Consider the following 20,748-nt stretch of genomic DNA (forward strand, 5'->3'; position numbering starts at 1 on the left):
AGTGGGTGTCACTCAGTCCGTTTTGAGGGTGGCTTTGCCTTCGCTGTCGATGACGATCTGGTTGTTCTCGCAGACGTACTCTTCGATGCGGTAGTCCGAGCGTTTGTATTCGAAGGTGAATTCATAAGGCCTGGTGAGCAGCTGCGGATCTTCGATCGTCACGCGGTTCTGCAGGTGGTCGGGCGCCGTCAGGCGGATGCGCTCGGTGACCTTCACGCCCTCGCTGTGGGGCACGTCGTAGAAGGTCACGTCGGTGCGAATGGCGCGGGTTTCCACTATCAGGGTGTCGCCTTGCCAGCGGCCGCGTGAATGCCCCTGATAGACCGGGTCGAGTTCGTCCAAAGGCGGCAGCGGTTCGTTGAGGATGATGCGGCGCACCTGCTGCAGGTACTCACCAAGCACGATCACGTTCTTGTCGTCATAGATGATCTGAATCGGAAACAGCGCCGCCATCAGCGTCGGCATGCCTTCGGGCAGGCACTTGGCACTGGTGGTCGCCAGTGGCGTGCCGGCCTCGTTGGCCTCTGCCTGCTTTTTCTTCAGCTCGGCGTACTGGCTGGCGTACGGCTCCTTGAGTGGCATGGGGCCGCCCGGCAGCACCGGATCGTCCGGGTCTTCGCCGAACCAGTCGTCCGGGGTGCGCTCCCAGGTGCCGCTGATATTCGGCTTGGTCGCGGCGATTTCGGTTGCGCCACTGGTGGCGACCAAGCTCATGCAAAGCGCGCCCAGCAGCAACGCTACCGGTGCCAGGTGTCGTGTCGGTTTCATGCAGGTGTCTCCAGCCGGTGGATTCAGTGCGGTCGTCGTGCAGCGCTACCGCGGTAATCAGCCGCCGCCGGTGAGCACCGTGTCGCCAATCTTGATCTCGACCAGCAAGCCGCCGGGCTCGCCGTTCTTCAGGGGCTTGAAGGTCACCTCAGCCTCATCGCCGGCCTTGATCACATTGGCTTTCCAACCCGTGCGCTTGAGCGCGTTGACGCTGCCGGTCTCGATCTTGAATTGCTGCTCAGGTGGGCCGGGGGCGTCGATGTAGATGGCGACGTGGGGGTTGGTCCAGGCGAAACGCGAAACCACGCCCTTGATGGTCACCGTCTTGGTCTGATCGAAAATGGCGAAGGAATGGTGGGCGCTCACTACGCCGGGGAGGGCACAGGTGACGAGGGCTGCGAGCAGCCAGCGGCGCTGACGCAAAAGCGGGGGAAACGAGACAAGGGTCATGACAGGTACCTCGGTTCTTATTTGTTCTTATGGCGCCGAGCATAGGGCCGGGTACCTGCTGGGCCTTATCCCAAAATGGCAACGAATGACGGTTGGATGCTGTTTTCTGGCGCAGCCAGCCAGGTAATCAACCAATACGTGTGAGTGCAGCGTCGTTCGTTGCTGATATGGGATACCGCTGTCGTGGTTACGGGGAAAACACTCGCGGCTCGCCTCATCAATAACAACAACAGGAGAGACGTCATGCGTACCCACAGTTACGCCCCACTAGTGTCATTGCTCGCACTCTGTACGGTCGGCTCACCGGCGCGGGCCTATGAGCTGTACAACGAAAACGGCGGCGCCACCGTGCTCAACGCTGAGATCTGGGCAGGGTTCGGCTGGTACACGGCCAACAAGAACTACCTGGGAGACCCAGAGCGCGAGCCAGATCGAATGCGCTGGCAGGAAGGCTTCATCAAATACGGGCTGACGGGCGCCACCGATAAAATCGACGCCGGCTCGGTCTACGGCGGCCTCAGCATGATCAGTTCGGGGTCGTTCGGTGATGGCGACCCAGGCGGTCTGACTACCGGCGAGGAACGCAGAACCTCGCTGGAAGACGCTTACCTGGGGTGGAAGTCCGCCGATCTGTTTCCGGCACTGGGCACCGATGGCGTGGACTTTTCCATCGGCCGGCAGATCGTCACGCTGGACGGCTTTCTGATCACCGATGACGGTTTCTCGCCCGGCCGTGCTTTCAACCCCATAGAGGGAGTGTCCGATGGCCGCTTCGATCGCGGCGGTGCCTTCTATCTCGGCCCGCGCCTGGCATTCGGCAACTCGGCGGTATTGAAGCTTGGCGGCACCGAAGGCCTGCACGGCAGCATGATGTGGCTGAAGATCGACAGCCCCGGGCAGTCCAAGACCGAGGTCGCTGCGGCAACCGTCGACTACACCACGGCGTTCGGCTCGATCGGTTCGACCTACATCCATGGTCTGCACGTCGATGAGCATTACGCCTTCGGTGATCGTATGGAGCGCGAGGGCATGGATATCTACAGCATCCGTGGCCAGGGCAACGCCGGCATCGAGGATGCCGATTTCGCCTTCGAGGTGGCCCGCCAGGAAAAACGCTCGGGCTCGCAACGGGCGATGTTCTTCGATGCTGGCTACACCTTCAGCGAGGTGCGCTGGAAGCCGGCGGTCAGTTACCGCTTCTCACGCTATTCGGAAGGCTGGGATTTCCTGTTCCAGGGCGGCTACCGCAAGCGCCTGCAGGGCGAAGTCGGCGTCAACTATGCGGGCTCGGTCACCTCGAACATGCGTATCAACGATGTGCAGTTTTCCGTGCAGCCAACCGACAAGCTGACCCTCAACGCCATGTACTTCAACTTCCACCAGTTGTCGCGGCGTGACGAGCAGGATTACAGCGCCCAGGAGATCGACCTGTTCGTGGACTGGATGGTGACCGATAACATCACCTTGTCGCCCCTGGTGGGTTTCTACAAGCCTGACAAATGGCGGGAAACCGGCGGGCTGCAAAGCGGGCCGGGCACCAACACCTACATGCAGTTCATCGTGTGGATGGAGTTCTGATTCAACGCTATGGGTAAGAACCTGTTCATCATCTTTAAGCCCAGGTTCGTCGATTTTGGCGGCTAAGTGGGGCTGACATCGGCGGGGTATTTGTGGGAGCGGGCGGGGGCGCCTAGTTCATGCCCGCGATTGTTCGCGCGCATGGCGCGCTCCCACTGTGGATCGGCGAACGGCTGCTTCTGCCTTGTAGTTGCCTCTTCATGCGCATACAAGACTTTGAACAGGTTCTAAGGGTTTTCAGCCCACAAAAACAAGCGCCACCCCAAGGGTGGCGCTTGTTTTTTGCAGGTTTATCGTTGTTTACAGCATGCGCTTGAGTACATCGTTGCGCTTGTCCTTGTCGAAGAAGCGGTGCTTCAGCGAACCGATGACGTGCAGCACGATCAAGGCGAGCAGGGTGTAGGCCAGCGTTTTGTGCAGCCACTGGAAGACCACGAACCAGTCGTCGTTTTTGGCCAGCAACTCCGGCAGGTTGACGCCGAAGAAGTACACGCCGTCGCTCATGGTGTAGGTGCTGGACATCGAGTAACCCATCAGCGGCACCAACACCAGCAGCACGTACATGGAACGTTGTACCAGTTGCGCGAGAACACGCTCGTGGCCTGCCAGGGTCAGCGGTGGCTTGGGCAGCACGGGCGTTTTCAGGCGAATGACGATCTGGATCACCACCACCAGAAATGCCAGCACGCCGAATGATTTGTGCCAGGGGTAATAGAGCACGAACTTGCTCTCTATATCGTCGCTCATCCCGGTCATATGCCAGCCTGCCCACAACAGGCCGAGGATCAGCACCGCACGTACCCAGTGCAGCACCAGCAGGGATCTTGGATAGCGGTCGACTGGTTCTTTTCTTGTCGTATTCATCGCAGTCTCTTTTTATCGATCATCAGGGCCTTAGGAATCGCAATGGCCTGCAACCACCAGGAGGCGCAGGCCATTGCTGGAACGCACTCAGCTGGGCAGCAGGACGGTGACCACTTTTTCCTCGGTGTAGGCGACCGCGCCGCCAAAGCCACCTTCACGGCCGATACCGCTGGTCTTCACGCCGCCCCAGGGCAGGTTGGCGTCCAGAGGGCTCCAGCAGTTGACGCCCACCGCACCAGTTTTCAGGGCTGCGGCCACGCGATGCGCACGGGCCAGGTTGGTCGTCCATACGGTGGCGGCCAGGCCGTAGCTGGAGTCGTTGGCCAGGGCGATGGCTTCTTCCTCGGTATCGAAGGTGATCACCGTGCCGACCGGGCCGAAGATCTCGTCGCGGGCGATGGCCATGTCATTGCGGGCATTGGCGAAAATGGTCGGGCGCACGAAGAAGCCCTGGTCGGGATTCGACACGCCGCCGGCGAGCAGCGTCGCGCCCTGATCGATACCCAGCTGGATGTAGCGGTTGACGCGGTCGAACTGCGCCTTCTTGGCCACCGGGCCCATTTGGGTGTCGGGCTGGCGCGGGTCGCCAACCTTCACGGAGCTGGCCGCCTGGGCCAATGCCGCAGCGAAACGCTCGGCGACGCCGCGTTGCACCAGAATGCGCGAGCCGGCAGCACAAACCTGGCCCTGGTTGGCGAACAGGCCGAGCGAGCAGCCGAACAGGGCATCCTCGAAGGAGGCATCGTCAAAAACGATCTGCGGGCTCTTGCCGCCGAGCTCCAGGGCCACGCGCTTGAACAGAACGCCGGCGGTGCGCTGAATCTCGCGGCCTGCTTCCGGGCTGCCGGTGAAGCTGATCTTGGCGATGTCCGGGTGCTCGCAGAGGGCGCGACCCACTTCGGCGCCAAAACCGGTGACGATATTGATCACGCCATCGGGAAAGCCAGCCTCCTTGGCCAATGCGGCCAGGTGCAACGCCGACTGCGGAGTTTCTTCCGACGGTTTGACCACCACGGTGCAGCCAGCGGCCAGCAGGGCGGCGAGCTTCCACACGGTGATCATCAACGGCGAGTTCCACGGCACGATGGCGCCGACCACGCCGATTGGCTCACGCACGGTGTACGAAAGGGTTTTGGTGCCGAAGTAGCCGCCGCTGGGAATGGTGCGGCCTTCGAGCTGGTTGGCCCAGCCGGCAGCGGCGCGCAGGTTGGCGATGGCGTTGGGCAGGTCCATGCGCCGCGGCTCCGTCGGCGAGCGGCCGATGGCATTGGCGTCGAAGTCGGCCAGCAATTCGCTGTCGCGCTCCACCAGATCGGCCAATTTGTTGAGCAGGCGGCTGCGCTCGGAGCCGGAGAGTTGGCTCCAGGCGCCACCCTCGAGTTGCTCATGGGCGGCTTTCACGGCGCGGTTGACGTCCTCGACGGTGCCGCGGGCGGAGCTGCCGTAGACCTTCTCGGTCACCGGATCGATGAGGTCGAAACGGCGACCGTCGGATGAGTCCGCGGCAGCGCCGGCGATGAAGTGTTGCAGATGCTGAGTCATGTGCGTATCCACGAAAAATGAGAGTGGGTTAAGCCTTGAGCGACGCCAGGGCGTCGCCAAAGATGTCCAGTGCCTTGAAGAACAGCGCGCGGGAGATGGTCAGCGACGGCATCACGCGCATCACGTTGCTGTAGCGGCCACAGGGGATCATCAGCACGCCGTGGTTGATCAGGTAGCCCATCAGCTGGCCGATCTTGTCGCGCGACAGCGGCTCCTTGGTGACCGGGTCTTCGACCAGCTCGATACCGATCATCAGGCCGCGGCCGCGCACTTCGCCCACGAACGGGCTGTTGAAGCCGCGGATGCGTTCCTGTGCTTCCAGGCCCACGGCATGAGCGCGATTGAGCAGGTCCAGCTCCGGGTCCTGAAGGATGGCGATGTTGGTCAGCGCCACCACCGCGGACAGTGAGTTGGCCGCGAAGGTGTTGGGCATCGACCCGTCGGGAATCTTGGCGGCCAGATCCGAGCGCATGATCAGGCCGGCCATCGGCAGGTCGCTGCCGATGCCCTTGCCAAAGGTCAGCATGTCCGGCTTGACGCCAGAGTGCTCGACGGCCCACATCTTGCCGGTACGCCCGGCGCCGGCCTGTACCTCATCGACGATCAGCAGCGCGCCGCTGCGGTCGCAGGCCTCTCGCAGCAGTTGCAGGAACTCGGGCGAGGGCGGCACGTAGCCGCCTTCACCCTGCACCGGTTCGACGATCACCGCGGCCACGTCGTCGGCGGCGGTGTAGGGCGTGTTGAGCAGATAGTCCACGTACTCGCCGGCGATCTGCTCGGCGCTTTTGTGGGTGGTGTCGAACGGGAACCGGTAGGCGTACGGGTAGGGCGCGTGAATCACACCGCCCATCTGCGCCCCATAGCCCTTGCGGTAGGCGTTGCCGGTGGTCAGCGCACCCGAGGCGTTCCATACGCCGTGGTAGCCGCCGTGAAAGGCGATGATCTGGTGGCGGCCGGTGACCCGTTTGGCGAACTTGATCGCCGCTTCCAGCGCATCACTGCCGCTTTGTGTGAAAAAGGTGACGCAGTCGCCACGCAGGCCATCCGGCGCGATCTCCGACAGCTTGGCAGCCAGTTCGGTGCGGCGGGTGCTGTTGATTTCCAGCGCGTGCATCAGCACTTCGGATTGTTCACGGATGGCCTTTACCACCTTGGGGTGGCAGCGGCCGACACTGCTAACGCCCACGCCGGCGGACAGGTCGATGTAGGTGTTGCCGTCCGGGTCCTTGAAGGTCGCACCAAAGGCGCGATCCATGGCGATCGGCATGCGACCACCGCCGCGCGCCATCGATTCGGTGCGCGCAGACAGAGCCAGGGCCTCGCTGGCTTTCGGGCCGGGCAGGACGCTGGAAATGATTTGCGGGGCATCGGCAAAGTGCAGGGATTCGAGTTTGGCTTCGCTCATGACGGCCTCTACGGGATGTCGGTTCAGGTGAGCCGATCATCTCCGTTGCGCGTACGAAGCCGGTATCCCAAATCGGCACTTGGCGCGTGCACCACAGGTGCACGGGGCGTTCACGAGCGAAGCTCGGTGTGCGACTATCCGCGGTTAGGGCCACCTTAGAACAACACGCGCGGCGAGGGCGCTGCAGGCCATGAACACCCACCACACCAGCCATTTTCGTGACATCCACGTCCATGCCGCCACGGTGCAGCAGTGGAGCCAGGACTACAGCCAGCTGAGCGCTGGAGCCTCGGAAAGCTCGCTCACCCAACTGATCACCGAGCGTTGCCACCTGTTTCTGGAACAGATCAATCAGCGTGTGGTGCAGAACGGCGAGGCGCCGCGAGGGCGCATGTGTTTTGCGTTGCCAATCAATGTGCCCGGATCGGTGCGCATGCAGGGCCGCGATGTGGACGACAGCAGCCTGTTCTTTCTCAACGGTGGGGAGGAATTCATGTTCCACATGCCAACCGGCATGCAATTGCTGTCCGTCACCTTCGAACGCGAAATGTTCGAGCAGGCCCTGGCGCAGACGGCCGCGGAGAAGGAAATCGCTGAGCTGCTGCGCCAACCGGTGATCCGGTTGCCTCCTAGGCGCTTCGCCGATGCGCGCCGCCGCCTGCTGGCGATGTTCGCTCAGGCGCTGAGCCGCGCGGCGCCCGACGGCGTATGCGACCGGCCCGGCGAATTGGCCCTGGAGCAGGCCATGCTCGACGAACTGCTGCAACTGATGATTGACCCGGCCTGCGACAAGCAACAACGCTCGCCAAGTTCGACACGCAGCTTCATCGTCGAGAAATGCCATCGGCTGGTCGCGGCGCAAATGACCTGCGCGCCGAGCGTGACCGATCTGTGTGAGCGCCTTCAAGTCAGCCGGCGCACCTTGCAGAACAGCTTCCACGCGGTCGCCGAGACCACACCGCTCAATTATCTGCGCTCGGTACGCCTCAACGGTGTGCGGCGAACCCTGATGGCCACCCCGGCGGCGCGCCTGTCGATTGGCGACGCGGCGGCGCAATGGGGGTTCTATCACCTCAGCCATTTCGCTGCCGAGTACCACGCGCTGTTCGCCGAGTTGCCGTCGCATACCACACGCGCTGCCATTGCCGATTACGCCCGGGCTTGAACAGGCGCCGCCATCCATCACTCTGCAGCATCGATTGTTCTTGGAATCGGTCATAGCCTGGACATGACCGTTCCGGACCTTGACGATGAAGCGCTTGCGAATCGCCACGTACAACATCAATGGCATCAACGCCCGGCTGCCCAATTTGCTGGACTGGCTGGAGCGCGAGCAGCCGGACATCGTGTGCCTGCAGGAACTGAAGACGCCCGACAAGTCGTTCCCGGCCAGGGATATCGAAGCGGCCGGGTACGGCGTGGTGTATCAGGGGCAGACATCGTGGAACGGCGTGGCGATTCTCGGCCGTGATACTCAGCCACTGGAGATTCGTCGCGGCCTGCCCGGCGCCGAGTGGGACGCCCAGGCGCGCTACATCGAGGCCGCGGTACTGGGCGTGGTGGTGGCCTGCCTGTATTTGCCCAACGGCAACCCGCAGCCCGGGCCGAAGTTCGATTACAAGCTCAAATGGTTCGAACATCTGATCGCCCATGCCCAGCCGTTACAGGCCAGCGAGCATCCGGTGGTGCTGGCCGGCGACTTCAACGTGGTACCGACCGATTTCGACATCTACAACACCCGCTCGTGGCTCAAGGACGCTCTTTTACAACCCGAAAGTCGCGCCTGTTTTCAGCGCTTGCTGGATCAGGGCTGGGTGGATGCGCTACGCACGCTGCACCCTGATGAGCAGCTCTTCACCTTCTGGGATTACTTCCGTCGCCACTGGCAGAGCAACTCCGGGTTGCGTATCGACCACCTGTTACTCAATCCGGCGCTGGCACCCTATCTGCAATCGGCCGGCGTGGACACCTGGGTGCGTGGCGAGGCGCACCCTAGCGACCATGCGCCGACCTGGATCCAGCTGGGCAGCCGCAAAAAGCGCGACAGGTAAACGCGAGGCTCATATCAGAAGATTGATTTCTTATTCATTTTAGGAATATGCAAAGAGTTTTTTCATATTTGCGGCGACTATGGCCGAATAGGAAAATGCTCGATTGCACGAATTTATTGATACAGGTCAAAGCCTTACTTCAAAGGTGCCGTTTGAACACAACCCTTAGTGGCCAATTGGCCAGAACGCTTGCCGACAGCCAGCCAGGGTCTGATGAGCGTCAACGCGCCCGCGAGGGCGTGATCGATTACTTCGCCTGCCTGCTGCCCGTGCAGCTCGGTTTGCTGCGGGACTCGGGGCTGACCTCGGTTCGCAAGGTGTTTCCCGCAGCGCGCAGCACGGAGAATCATGCCCTGCAGCTGGGTTACATGAGCCACGCGCTGGATTTCGACGACTACCATGCGACGTTCCGCGGCCACCCGACCACGGTGGTGCTGTCGACGCTGCTGGCCGTGCTCGCGAATCATCCGCGCCTGACTTTCGAGAATTTTCTCGATGCTTATGTCGTCGGCGTCGAACTGGCCGGGCGCCTGGGCAAGGCCATCGGTACCCGCCATTACGCCGCCGGGCTGCACAGCACCGCGACGCTGGGCGTGATCGCGGCGACGGGCGCTGCCTGCCGGCTGCTGCGCCTGACGCCTGAGCAAAGCGAAACCGCCCTCGGCCTGGCCGCGACCCAGGCTTCGGGGCTGCGAGCCCAGTTCGGCTCTGCTGCCAAGGCCCTGCATGCCGGCCTGGCCGCGCGAGGTGCGATCAACAGCGTCGAGTTGGCCCGGGCCGGTTTTGCCGCGCAACGTCACGGCGTGCTGGAGGCATTTCTGGCCGCTCTGGGTTACGGCGTCGAACGCCCGGATGATCTGTTGGCCGGGTGGGGCGCACCCTGGCGGATCATCGCGCCAGGCCTGGAATTCAAGCGCTATCCCACCTGCGGTGGAACCCACAGTGCGGCGGAGGCCGCGTTCGTGCTGCGCGAGCGGCTGGGCGCCGACCTGCATACCGTGCAGCATATCGAGGTGAGTTTCCCGCCGGGCGCCGACACCGCGCCCAACATCATCGCGCCGATCAATGGCGTGCAGGCGCGCTTCAGCCTCGAATACGTGATCGCCGATGCGCTGCTCAACGGCGCCATCTCCCTTGAGCGTTACGGCGAAGAACCGGTCGATACCCAGATCGCCGCGCTGGCCGCACGGGTGAAGCGCGTACCGGACCCGCGTGCGCCGGCCGATGAGCTCGATCCGGATCGGCGCTTTCACCGCGTCACGCTGTTCATGGCCGATGGCACGTCCCACAGCCACTGCGTGACTCGCATGGAAACCGCCGCCGCGCCCACCGACGTGCTGGCCAAGCTGCGCACCAATCTTCGATCCCTGCCCGAGGCGCGGCTGGCCGCGATCAGCGGGGATCTGCAACTCGCTGACGATGCCGCGCTGCATCGCCTGGCTTCACTCATTAGCTGTCAGTAAGGATTCGTTATGTCCGTGCAACCTGCTTCACCCCGTCAACTGCGCCTCGGCCTGTTCGTGCAGGCGCTGGGGCACCACGTGGGCGGCTGGCGTGCCGAGGGCGCGAAAGGCTCGCCCACCGACATCGACTGGTTCACCTGGATCGCCAAGAAGGCCGAAGAGGGCAAGTTCGACATGTTCTTCGTCGGCGACGCCCTGGCCACCAGCGTGCACCGCCTGCCCTCGACCATGTCGCGCCTGGAACCGCTGACGCTGCTCTCGGCCCTGGCCGTGCAGACCAAACACATCGGCCTGGCCGCCACGGCGTCCACCACCTTCGACGAGCCATTCCACCTGGCGCGCGCGCTGTGTTCGGTGGACCATATCAGCCGTGGCCGTGGCGCCTGGAACGTGGTCACCTCGTTCTCCCTCGACGCGGCGCGCAACTTCAGCCGTGAAGACCTGCCGTCCCATGCCGACCGCTATGAAATGGCCCGTGAGTTTCTCGATGTGGCCTTCAAACTGTGGGATGGCTGGGAAGAGGGCGCCATCGTCCGCGAGAAGGACACCGGACGTTACTCGGACGAAAGCAAGATCCACGCGGCCAACCACAAGGGCAAGCACTTCCAGGTGCAGGGCCCGCTGAACATCGCCCGTTCGCCCCAGGGCCGCCCGGTGATCATCGAGGCGGGTTCGTCGCCTGCTGGTCAGCAGTTGGCCGCACAAACCGCCGAAGTGGTGTTCACCGCTGCATCGTCGCTGGAGGAGGGCCAGGCCTTTTACCAGAGCCAGAAGCAGTTCGTGCGCGACGCCGGTCGCCAGCCCGACCACCTGCTGATTCTGCCGGGAGTGATGCCCATCGTCGGTCGCACCCGTGAAGAGGCCCAGGCAGTCTGGAACCAGCTCAACGAACTGGTCGATATCGACAACGGCATCGAGCAGCTTTCGGCGCGTTTCGGCGTGGACATGACCGCCTATCCGCTCGACGGTCCGGTACCGGAAATCCCCGCTACCGAAGGCAGCCAGAGCCGCGTCAAGCTGCTTACCGAGCTGGCCGCCCGCGAGAACCTGACCCTGCGCCAACTGGCAGCAGTGGCTGCCGGCTCGCGCGGTCACCGCGTGGTGGTCGGCACGGCCGAGGATATCGCCGATGACTTCCAGCACTGGCTGGAGCAGGGCGGCGCCGATGGTTTCAACATCATGCCGGCCGTGCTGCCCGATCAGCTCGAGCTGTTCGTCGAGCTGGTGATTCCCGAACTGCAGCGTCGCGGCCTGTTCCGCACCGATTACCAATACAGCACGCTGCGGGAGAACCTCGGCCTGCCTAGCGTTGCTGAAAACTTTGCCGCCGTTGCCCCGCTGGCAACCGAGAAGGAATGACCCATGAAACGTTCTGCACTGACCGCTGCCGCCTTCGCGCTGTTGCCACTGACCGGCGCTTTCGCCGCCGACAAGGGCGTGCCCTTCAACGCCACCGCCAAGCCCGAGGCCGATGCCGCGCTGCATGACAGCCTGCCCGAAGCCATCAAGAAGCGTGGCAGCATCATCGCCGGCACCAACCCGAACACACCGCCGACCACCTTCTACCAGGCCGACAACAAGACCCTGGCCGGGCGCGAGATCGACATCATCAGCGCGGTTGCCGATCGCCTGGGCGTGAAGCTGGACCTGCGTGACACCGGCGGCTTCGACAACATCATTCCAGGTCTGAAATCCGGGCGTTACGACGCGGCGATCTCCAACATCGACGCCAATGCCAAGCGCCTGGAACAGGTCGATTTCGTCGGCTACTACAACGCCTCCAAGCTGGCACTGGTCGGCCGCGCGGATTCCGACAAAGGCCCGTTCAACAGCTTTGCCGAGCTGTGCGGCCAGACCGTCGGCGCCGGCGCCGGCACCTCCCAGGTCACGCGCCTGCAGCAGGCCAGCGAGGCGTGCGTGGCCGATGGCAAACCGGCCATCAAGGTGCCGATCTTCCCGGATCGCCCAGCCGGCGTGCAGGCAGTGATCAGCGGCCGCGTGCCGATGTTCTTCGGCCCGTACGAAGGCCTGCGTTACCAGGCCAGCCAGGTGAAGGCGCTGAAACTGGCCGGTGAGATCACCATCGAGGACACCATCGTGTCCATCGCGCTGGCCAAGGACTCGCCGCTGGGCAAGCCGATCCAGGCGGCGCTCAACTCGCTGATCAAGGACGGCACCTACCAGCAGATCCTCGACAAGTGGGAAATCGGCTTCGGCGCTGTCGAATCCGCCGGCCTCAACGCAGAAAACCTCAAATGAGCCAACGGCCTGACGACGACATCGCCGGGCTGCGCATCGTCAAGCACCGTCACTGGGGGCGCTGGTTCAGCGCCCTGATCGTGCTGTTGCTGCTGTCGCTGGTGGGCACTTCGATGGTCAACAACCCGCGTTTCGAATGGGACGTGGTGGCGCAGAACCTGACCGAAGAATCGATCCTCGCCGGCGTGCTGATGACCATCGAACTGACGGTCATCTCGGTGGTGTTCGGCTTTGCCGGCGGTACGCTGCTGGCCCTCATGCGGCTGTCTTCCAACCCGGTGCTGGTCAGCGTCAGCTGGGCCTACACCTGGTTCTTCCGCGCCGTGCCGATGCTGGTGCAGCTGTTTCTCTGGTACAATATCGCGGCACTGTATCCGCAGCTGTCGCTGAGCCTGCCGCTGGTGGGCGAGGTGTGGAGCGCGGAAACCAACGAGATCATCAGCCCGTTCAGCGCCGCGGTGCTGGCCCTGGTGATTCACCAGTCCGCGTACGCGGCAGAAATCATTCGCGCCGGCATCCAGAGCGTCGGTCAGGGCCAGCTGGAAGCCGCCAAGGCGCTCGGCTACCGCCCCGGGCAGATCTTTCGTCAGACCGTGCTGCCCCAGGCCATGCGCACCATCCTGCCGCCGGCCGGCAACGAGGTGATCGGCCAGCTGAAAACCACCGCGGTGGTGTCGGTGATCGCCCTGCAGGACGTGCTCTATTCGGCGCAGATCATCTACCAGCGCACCTATGAGGTAATCCCGCTGCTGCTGGTCGCCACCCTCTGGTACCTGGTGATGACTTCGGTGCTGTCGGTGCTCCAGCATTACATCGAGGTGTGGTTCAGCCGCGGCAATGGCCCGGCGCGCGGAAGCTGGCTGCGCCGCAACAAAGGCACGCAGGAGTCCGAGTCATGAGCGAGTCCATCCGCCTGCGTGGCGTGCACAAGCAATTTTCCGGCAATACGGTGCTGCACGGCATCGACCTGGACATTGCCGCCGGCTCGGTGACGGTGATTCTCGGGCCGTCCGGCTCGGGCAAGTCGACCTTGCTGCGCTGCATCAACCACCTGGAAAAGCTCGACGGTGGCACCATCCACGTCGGCGACACGCTGATCGGTTATTGCCGCAAGGGCCAGGCGCTCTACGAACTGCCGGAGAAGGCCGTCGCCCGGCAGCGTCAGCGCATCGGCATGGTGTTCCAGCAGTTCAACCTGTTCCCGCACCGCACGGTGCTGCAGAACATCGCCGATGCACCGATCCGCATCCTCGGCCAGAAACGCGCCGAGGTGGAGGCGCGGGCCATGCAGTTGCTCGATCAGGTCGGCCTGGCGCACCGCGCCCAGGCCTGGCCGCGCGAGCTGTCCGGCGGCCAGCAGCAGCGCGTGGCGATCGCCCGGGCGCTGGCGATGCAGCCCGACGTGATGCTGTTCGACGAGCCGACCTCGGCGCTAGACCCCGAGCTGGTCGGCGAAGTGCTGCAGGTGATGAAGCAGTTGGCGCACTCGGGCATCACCATGGTGGTGGTCACCCATGAAATCGGCTTTGCCCGCGAGGTGGCGGACAACATCGTGTTCATGGACAACGGCAAAGTGGTGGAGGCGGGCGATGCCCGCGCCTTGCTGGACAGCCCTCAGCATCCACGGCTGCGCGAGTTCCTGGCCAGCGTGCTGTGACGCGTCGCCTGGTAGTGAGCCTCTCGCTCACCACCAGGCGCATCGTCATCCCGCCCGGCCTGCGTGCACGGCTTGCAGGAATTCCGCCGCCAGGTGATGGGCCCAGGGCCTGGCGGTAAGCCCCGACAGGTAGGCGCAATGGCTGCCGCGCGAGGTGACGGCCAGCAGCGTTCTGGGCAAGCGCGCCATGGCGTGTACATGCTCGCGCACGTTATCCGCCACGCAGACGGGATCGTCCTCGGCATTGAGCACCAGCAGCGGCACGCTGACGCGATCCATCAGCGCAACCGGGTTGCAGCCGTCCAGGTAGGCCTGCCAACTGTCGTAGCCAGCGCACTCGTACAGGTGCTGGTGAAATTCATCCAGGCTTTGCGCCCCCTCGAGCCGCGCCAGGCTGGGCCAGGTCGCCAGGGCTTCGCGGTTGCGCGTCACGAACTGGCGTACCAGCCTTCTCGCCATCACCCGGCTGTAGGGTGCTCGCGAGCGGGCGAACGCCACCTCGATGTCGTAACCCGGGCAATAGGCAAAGGCGCCGTGCAACGGCGTGTCATCGCCTTGCTCGCCAAGGTAGCGCACCAATAGGCCGGTACCGGCCGAAATACCCGCGGCGTAAAGCGGGGAGTGGGGATGGCGCTCGCCGATCTGCCGCAATTGCTCGCGCAGGTCTTCGGTGTCGCCCATGGTGTTGAAGCGCGGGCTGGTCAGCGGCAACTCGCCGTGGCCGCGACGCTCGCACAGCACGATCCGCCAGCCGGTGAGGCGCTGCATGTCACGCACGAACACGCGCATGCTCTGCGGTGTACCGGTGATGGTGTGCAGCACTGCCAGGGTCGGCGTGTGGGCCGGCAAGTCGGCGCCCAGCCAATGCAATGCCGTGGTTCCACCATCGCTCATACGCAGCATCTCGACCTGGTCATAGACTAGGCGAGGGGAGAGCGCTTCCTGGATACCGGCGACGAAAATCTGCAGGTGTCCGTTGACGGCCCAGGGGGTGGCCCAGAAGCGCCGCGTCAGGCGTGGCAGCCTGGCGAGCAACTCGGCATTGTGTGCGTTGGCCTGATAGGTCAGCTGCGGTCGACGCGCGGCGGTGGCCAGGTAGTAAGCGGCGAAGCCGATCAGAAATACGCACAGCGCGACCATCGCGGTTGTCATTCAATGCCCCCATGAGCGTTCTCAGCCGGGCAATCTTACCGGCTGCGGCGCCGGATTGCCGCGTGGTCTGGGTGAATGAAGGCGGGTGAGGGCAGTTATTGCGCGCTATCTGTCCAACTGACGAGCCAGATCGAGCGCCCGGATGGGTCGGAATTAGTCGCCTGATGCTTTAAACTAGCCGGTTACCGTAAGAACCGTCATGGCCATAGCCATGAAGGGCTTCAAACCTTCAAATATGTGTGGTGAAGATGACCAAGCCTTTCATTTCGCTGTGCCCGGAAATCACTCGGGCACATGCGCTGAAGCTGATGGACTGGTTGGAAGATGATCGCGTTACCTGCTACCTGAGCGATTCACGAGATGTCTCCCGGTCCATCGAACACGCCATCGATCGGACGCAATTGCCGATCCTGACCCATCTGTTCAACCGCGACGGCCGCTTCTTCATGGCTTACGACCGGCACGACGAACCGGTGGGCTTCGTGCGCCTGATCAAGAATGGACCCGAGTGCGAGATCGTCCTGGCCATCGGCGACAGCGAAAAATGGGGCCGCAATCTCGGCACCCGCACCATCCGCGAAGGCATGAAGCTGGCGTTTCTCGACATGCGCGCCAGGAAGCTCATCGCCAAGATTCACCCGGACAACCAGCGCTCGCAGAACGCCTTTCTGCGCAGCGGCTTCGAACTCGAGAGCGAAACACCGACCCTGACCTCATGGGCCATGACGGCCGGGCGCTACCTGCAGCTGCTGCGCGAAGATGCCTTCCGCGATGCCCCCGGGATCTACATCACCGAAATGGACAAGGCCAAGCTCGACAACCTGATCGCACTGGAGGAAGGCCCGGTCGTCCAACTCGAACACGAGCTCGAACGCGCCATTGTCGTCGAGCCGGATCAGGTGCCCAGCACCGTCGTCACGATGAACACCAGAGCCCTGGTGCAACTGGACGACGAAGAAATCGAAGTGGCCGTGGTTTACCCCGAAGACGCCAACAGCAGCGCCGGCAAGCATTCCGTGTGCTCCGACCTCGGCGCCGCCATCCTGGGTTATCAGGAAGGCGACGCCATCGACTGGCGCATCGCGGGCCGCACGCGGCAGATCGAGATCAGGAAGGTGCTTTATCAGCCGGAGGCGGCGGGGGATTTTCATCTTTAGTGGCTGAGGAAGCCTCCCCAAGAGCCTGTCCATAGTCTTGCCGTACAGGTTCGTCGGTTTGGCTACCAAGTGGGGCGAAAGCGGGCGCTGTGCGCAGTATCTGTAGGCTTTCTTGTCTGCCTTGATGAAACGCTCGGGGCTAACGCGGATCGCCGCCAGGCCCCTCCTAAAGAGGCGGCGGCGCGCGATGACCGCTTCTGCTTTATGCGCACAAAGATCTTGAACAGGTTCTGAAGAGCCTCGCCCCAAGGGCAACTGATCGCGTTCGGCGAATCTGCCCCCAGTCACCGCACTTGTTGCTTGGGCTACTCAGGCCGCAGCGTTGGCCTGCCATCGTTATGGCCTATTGCATCGTCCCCAAAGACAGCAGTTTTCCTATTTTCCTGCTGGCTTCGAGCATCAGTTCGGTGAGCCTGGGTAAATCGAGATCCTCTTTGCGGTACTGCGGAATCGTAGCGGAGATCGAGCCACGAATCTTCCCATCGACGAAGAAGGGAGTAGCGCAGCCGAAGGCACCGATGACGCGCTCACCGTCGCCAGTAGCCCAGCCCCTTTCCCTGATCATTTTGAGGTCGGCATTGAGGGTTTCGTAGGAGGTGATGGTGGCTTCCGTAATCTTCTTCAGCTCGATCGAGTCGATCGTGCCGGGGGCGCAATACGCCAAAACGGCTTTCCCGGACGCGCCTGCATAAAGTGGAACGTCAATTTGGGTTTGGAGCTTGTACTGGATGGGCCGCCACCCCTGAATTACATCCAGATACCGGGCCTTGCGACTCGATTCGTCATAAGACAGAAACGCAATCGTCTCGCCAGTTTCTTGCACCAGATCAAGGAGAATCGAGCGGGCGAGATCCGCCAAGCCAGACGGATGGCTACCCAGTTTGGCTGCCCACTTATGAAGCCTGGCGCCTGGGTAAAGGATGCCATCTTGCGCGACGACCACTCCGGCCTGAATAGCCGACTGTACGAGACGCTTGGCCGTGGCTCCATTGCAGAGCAATTGCTCATGAAGTTCGGCGTTGTTTTTCAACCCCTCAGGATGGACGCATGTGAGCAGTAGGAGCCTTTCAAGGCGATAGGCAGTGGATGTGGTGTCTTCGTCTGGCAACGCCGAGAAGGGCTTGAGACTGCCCGGCTCAAGGATCTCGATCTGCGCGTCCATCTCATCGATGAGCTGCGAGACGCAAGGAGCGGCATTCTCGTTTCTCTCCGGTTCTGATGCTCTGATCGAATGAGTGGAAACTGCAATCAGAAGCCCATTCGACAGTTGTCTGGTCGCGATAGATGTAGCACTGGGAAACTCCGATTCTGAAAGCAAACCCGCCGTATCCTGACGCTCGGTTCTCGTTGTTTCCCCTAAAACACTGGGCGCGCAATCATGTGTCAGCCCTACAGGTTCTTGCTCGAAAAAAGCGGTGAAATGGCGGCCTATATCACCGAATGAGAGGGGATAGATACGCCCCAGCTCAGGCCGGAACGAGAGCGTGGCAGCGGCTTCACCGCTCGCTGCCACGAAGTAACCGCGGCTGATTGGGCAGTACACCGAGATCAGGGCCGTGCTTCTAGTGGCATCGGCTAGCGAGTCGAGTGAACGTTTGCCCTCGCGCAGCAATACGCTCGAACCGCTCAATGCGTTGGTGAGGACCGTCATCCTAGGGCCTGCGTTGTACTTTCCTGCCCCAACTTCTACCGCAAGTCCTCGCTCGACGAGCGATACCAGAATTCGATTCACGGTACTTCGGCTTTCGTTCAGTTCGGTAGCGAGCTCGCGAACCCCCCAGGGCTCAGCCGCTGATCGCTTAACGAGCGCGTCCAATACCTCGACGAGCCTGGTATGGCTGGAAGTAGAGCCCGTTGGCGTCATGGGTGCCACAGCAGCTTGAGCTTCGTTCATCGCATTCGGATCGTCTATCGGGGCCTTCATTTTGGGCTCTAGCAGCAGGAAACCGCAAATCCGCCAGATGTTGACAAGCGTCGAATGGTTCTGGATGCTAGAAAAAAACAATAGTAGGACGCTGTCCCATTATTTGAAATGGCGTCGTACAACCCCGGAGTAGCGATGAACAACAACAATGCAATGACGGAACCGGTCGCACAGGTGGAACAAACCAGAAAGGCCAAGAAAGCCACGCGAGCGGCGGTATTTGGCACTTTCGTCGAGTATTACGATTTCAGCGTTTATGGGTACGTGGCTGCCACTCTAGCCCTGGTGTTTTTCCCCTCGGATGACCCGACAACCGGGTTACTCAATACTTTTCTGGTCTTCGGATCAGCATTTTTGGTACGCCCCCTCGGTGCCGTGGCATTCGGCTGGCTGGGTGACAAGGTCGGTAGGCGTACCAGTCTGATCGCGTGCATTACCCTGATGGGCGCAGCCGCTACCCTTATCGGATTACTTCCGGGGTATGCGCAGATCGGCGTCTGGGCACCAATCCTGCTCGTCGTACTACGAATGCTTCAGGGCTTCTCTGCGGGCGGAGAGATCGGTGGTGCGGCGAGCTACATTCGCGAGTGGGCTCCGCCATCTCGTCGAGCGTTGTACATCTCCTTCCTGCCTTCCATTGCGCAATTCGGTAAAGGGTTGGCCGCTGCAATAGCCGGGTTGGCAGCAGCGAATCTCACTGATCCGCAGATGCTTGAATGGGGCTGGCGTATTCCGTTCCTGCTGGCACTGCCCCTTGGTATCGTCGGTCTCTGGATGCGCTTGAGTATCGAGGACAGTCCTGAGTTCGAAGCCAAGAAAGAGGAAACTGCCAGTAAGCAAAGCGCTCCCTTCAGCGAGCTGATTCGTAAATATCCTCGTGCACTCTCCAAAGTTATTCTGATCTCGCTGGTTCAGAACACGGGTACTTACATCGGCACCGTTTTCATCGCTGCGTATTTCAGCTCAATACTCGGTTATTCGAAAAGCCAGGCTTCAACCATCGTTCTGATCGCAGTGATTCTGGCAGCGTTCCTGATTCCACTTGCGGGGCAACTTGGATCCTCTCGGGGCGGCAAGTCGATCTTGCGGATGTCTTATATCGCTTATGCCTTGCTGTCGATCCCGTCTTTTATGTTGATGCAGCAGGGCTCGATCAACCTTGCCGTCCTAGGACTTGCGGTTGGCATGATCCCCTATGCGCTCTGCCAGGCTGGCACCTATTCCGTAATGCCGGAGTTCTTTCCTACGCACATCCGTCATACGGGCGTGGCGTTCGGGCATAGCGTGGGCGCAGTTCTTGGTGGGGGCATTGGCCCGTATCTGGCAACTTGGTTGGTCGGCGCGACGGGCGATCAATCGGCGCCTGCCTACATTCTCTGCACCGCGGGTGTTATTGGCCTGATTGTTATATCAACAGTTCGCAAGAATGCCCCAGTACAAAACGATACCAACAGCCACCAATTTTCGTGAGTTGAAAGATGACCTTGATTTATGTGACCAGCCCAATTCATGAAGATGTGGTACGTGAACTTTCTAAAATTGGAAACGTTACGCTCGGCTACGGAGCCAACGCTGTTTCATATGCAGACATTCAGGAGCAAGTCGATGCGGTCTTCCTACGGGGAGGGCATATCACCGCCGAGATGATCGCGGCCTCTCCGAAGTTGCGCATCGTGGCACGCCATGGTGCCGGTTATGACAATGTGGACTACAAGGCCGCAGCGGCGTATGGGGTTTGGGTTACCAATACACCTGGTGCGAATCGGCGCAGTGTGGTCGAGCATGTCTTCGCGCTTCTTCTTGGGCTTTGCAGAAAGATTCAATTCGCCTCCGATCAGACGCGCAGTGGCGTGTGGGCTGAAGATCGTCTGTCGCTCACCGGCATCGAGCTGGAAGGTCGAACGATGGGGATAATCGGCTTCGGCAGCATTGGCCAATACGTCGCTCCGATGGCGGAAGCGTTCGGCATGAAGGTGCTGCTGGCCGACCCGGCTTACGATTCCGGTTACGACAGCCGGATCGTCGATCTCGATACCTTACTGACGAATTCAGACGTAGTCAGCCTTCACGTACCGCTTCTGCCGGGCACTCGAAATCTAATAGGTGCGGTTGAAATCGAGAAGATGAAAACCGGCGCCATTCTGATCAACACCAGCCGAGGAGGGGTAGTTGACGAGACGGCTCTCGCCGAAGCACTGACTCGTGGAAAGCTTGCAGGTGCGGGTGTCGATGTTCTGGATGCCGAGAACATCGACATGATCTCGCCGCTCAAACACAGCAAGTTTCCCGTTGCCGAGTTGCCGAACTTAATCGTGACGCCCCACGTTGCGGGGCAGACAAATGAGTCTCTTCTGCGGGTGGGCATGAGCGCTGTGGATGCCATTTCCGCCGTTCTCAAAGGCGAGTCGCCTGCGCACCCGGTCAATGAGCCAATAGCCAAGAAATTCAGCTAAGCATTACGAATTCACACTGAGGTCA

The 20,748-nt window shown here is 61.8% G+C and carries 18 protein-coding genes; 11 read left to right on the top strand and 7 right to left on the bottom strand.

Translation table 11 applies throughout. From position 1 onward, the window contains the following. Nucleotides 1-12: 12 nt before the first annotated feature. Both BVH01_RS10330 and BVH01_RS10335 read right to left on the bottom strand, forming a co-directional pair. Entirely contained in the window at nt 13-768 is a 756-nt protein-coding gene (locus BVH01_RS10330; RefSeq protein ID WP_075930235.1) for a hypothetical protein, read from the bottom strand. Nucleotides 769-825: 57 nt separating this feature from the next. Then, a complete protein-coding gene (locus tag BVH01_RS10335; RefSeq protein WP_075930236.1) occupies nt 826-1,218 on the bottom strand; it encodes a DUF6152 family protein in 393 nt (130 codons plus the stop codon). 243 nt (nt 1,219-1,461) lie between these two features. Between BVH01_RS10335 and BVH01_RS10340 the strand changes: the two genes are divergently transcribed. Further along, complete coding sequence (locus BVH01_RS10340) at nt 1,462-2,796, top strand: hypothetical protein (protein ID WP_075930237.1); 1,335 nt, start codon at nt 1,462-1,464, stop codon at nt 2,794-2,796. Between the two features lie 300 nt (nt 2,797-3,096). Here the strand turns inward: BVH01_RS10340 and BVH01_RS10345 are convergent, their stop codons facing one another. From BVH01_RS10345 to BVH01_RS10355, 3 genes are all read right to left on the bottom strand, one after another. Continuing rightward, on the bottom strand, nt 3,097-3,660 hold the full coding sequence (locus tag BVH01_RS10345; RefSeq protein ID WP_075930238.1) for a cytochrome b: 564 nt from the start codon (nt 3,658-3,660) through the stop codon (nt 3,097-3,099). A gap of 87 nt (nt 3,661-3,747) precedes the next feature. Further along, the gene (locus tag BVH01_RS10350; protein ID WP_075930239.1) at nt 3,748-5,202 is read right to left on the bottom strand and encodes an aldehyde dehydrogenase family protein; all 1,455 of its coding nucleotides are present in this window, start codon (nt 5,200-5,202) and stop codon (nt 3,748-3,750) included. A 28-nt stretch (nt 5,203-5,230) separates the two neighbouring features. Then, complete coding sequence (locus BVH01_RS10355) at nt 5,231-6,607, bottom strand: aspartate aminotransferase family protein (RefSeq protein ID WP_075930240.1); 1,377 nt, start codon at nt 6,605-6,607, stop codon at nt 5,231-5,233. 190 nt (nt 6,608-6,797) lie between these two features. Between BVH01_RS10355 and BVH01_RS10360 the strand changes: the two genes are divergently transcribed. From BVH01_RS10360 to BVH01_RS10390, 7 genes are all read left to right on the top strand, one after another. Next, on the top strand, nt 6,798-7,772 hold the full coding sequence (locus BVH01_RS10360; protein WP_075930241.1) for a helix-turn-helix domain-containing protein: 975 nt from the start codon (nt 6,798-6,800) through the stop codon (nt 7,770-7,772). A gap of 85 nt (nt 7,773-7,857) precedes the next feature. Then, nucleotides 7,858-8,658 (top strand): exodeoxyribonuclease III, encoded by an 801-nt coding sequence (gene xth, locus BVH01_RS10365; RefSeq protein ID WP_075930242.1) that lies wholly within the window; start codon nt 7,858-7,860, stop codon nt 8,656-8,658. 152 nt (nt 8,659-8,810) lie between these two features. Further along, entirely contained in the window at nt 8,811-10,121 is a 1,311-nt protein-coding gene (locus tag BVH01_RS10370; protein WP_075930243.1) for an MmgE/PrpD family protein, read from the top strand. 9 nt (nt 10,122-10,130) lie between these two features. Next, complete coding sequence (locus BVH01_RS10375) at nt 10,131-11,480, top strand: LLM class flavin-dependent oxidoreductase (RefSeq protein WP_075930244.1); 1,350 nt, start codon at nt 10,131-10,133, stop codon at nt 11,478-11,480. Nucleotides 11,481-11,483: 3 nt separating this feature from the next. Beyond that, nucleotides 11,484-12,380, top strand: a complete 897-nt coding sequence (locus BVH01_RS10380) for an ABC transporter substrate-binding protein (RefSeq protein WP_075930245.1) — start codon at nt 11,484-11,486, stop codon at nt 12,378-12,380. Next, complete coding sequence (locus tag BVH01_RS10385) at nt 12,377-13,279, top strand: amino acid ABC transporter permease (protein WP_075930246.1); 903 nt, start codon at nt 12,377-12,379, stop codon at nt 13,277-13,279. The genes BVH01_RS10380 and BVH01_RS10385 overlap by 4 nt, the downstream gene beginning before the upstream one ends. Beyond that, a complete protein-coding gene (locus BVH01_RS10390) occupies nt 13,276-14,037 on the top strand; it encodes an amino acid ABC transporter ATP-binding protein (RefSeq protein WP_075930247.1) in 762 nt (253 codons plus the stop codon). The genes BVH01_RS10385 and BVH01_RS10390 overlap by 4 nt, the downstream gene beginning before the upstream one ends. A 45-nt stretch (nt 14,038-14,082) precedes the next feature. Here the strand turns inward: BVH01_RS10390 and BVH01_RS10395 are convergent, their stop codons facing one another. Then, the gene (locus BVH01_RS10395; RefSeq protein ID WP_083651933.1) at nt 14,083-15,189 is read right to left on the bottom strand and encodes a YheT family hydrolase; all 1,107 of its coding nucleotides are present in this window, start codon (nt 15,187-15,189) and stop codon (nt 14,083-14,085) included. Nucleotides 15,190-15,437: 248 nt separating this feature from the next. Between BVH01_RS10395 and BVH01_RS10400 the strand changes: the two genes are divergently transcribed. Continuing rightward, nucleotides 15,438-16,346 (top strand): bifunctional GNAT family N-acetyltransferase/nucleoside diphosphate kinase regulator, encoded by a 909-nt coding sequence (locus BVH01_RS10400; protein WP_075930249.1) that lies wholly within the window; start codon nt 15,438-15,440, stop codon nt 16,344-16,346. A 343-nt stretch (nt 16,347-16,689) separates the two neighbouring features. On the opposite strand, the gene BVH01_RS10405 is transcribed toward BVH01_RS10400, so the two are convergent. After that, a complete protein-coding gene (locus tag BVH01_RS10405; RefSeq protein WP_075930250.1) occupies nt 16,690-18,270 on the bottom strand; it encodes an IclR family transcriptional regulator C-terminal domain-containing protein in 1,581 nt (526 codons plus the stop codon). Between the two features lie 135 nt (nt 18,271-18,405). On the opposite strand from BVH01_RS10405, the gene BVH01_RS10410 reads away from it, so the two are divergent. Both BVH01_RS10410 and BVH01_RS10415 read left to right on the top strand, forming a co-directional pair. After that, the gene (locus BVH01_RS10410; RefSeq protein ID WP_075930251.1) at nt 18,406-19,740 is read left to right on the top strand and encodes an MFS transporter; all 1,335 of its coding nucleotides are present in this window, start codon (nt 18,406-18,408) and stop codon (nt 19,738-19,740) included. Nucleotides 19,741-19,748: 8 nt separating this feature from the next. Beyond that, the gene (locus BVH01_RS10415; protein ID WP_075930252.1) at nt 19,749-20,723 is read left to right on the top strand and encodes a hydroxyacid dehydrogenase; all 975 of its coding nucleotides are present in this window, start codon (nt 19,749-19,751) and stop codon (nt 20,721-20,723) included. Nucleotides 20,724-20,748: the final 25 nt, after the last annotated feature.

This window comes from Pseudomonas sp. PA1(2017) (genome assembly GCF_001945375.1).
Taxonomy (GTDB): domain Bacteria; phylum Pseudomonadota; class Gammaproteobacteria; order Pseudomonadales; family Pseudomonadaceae; genus Aquipseudomonas.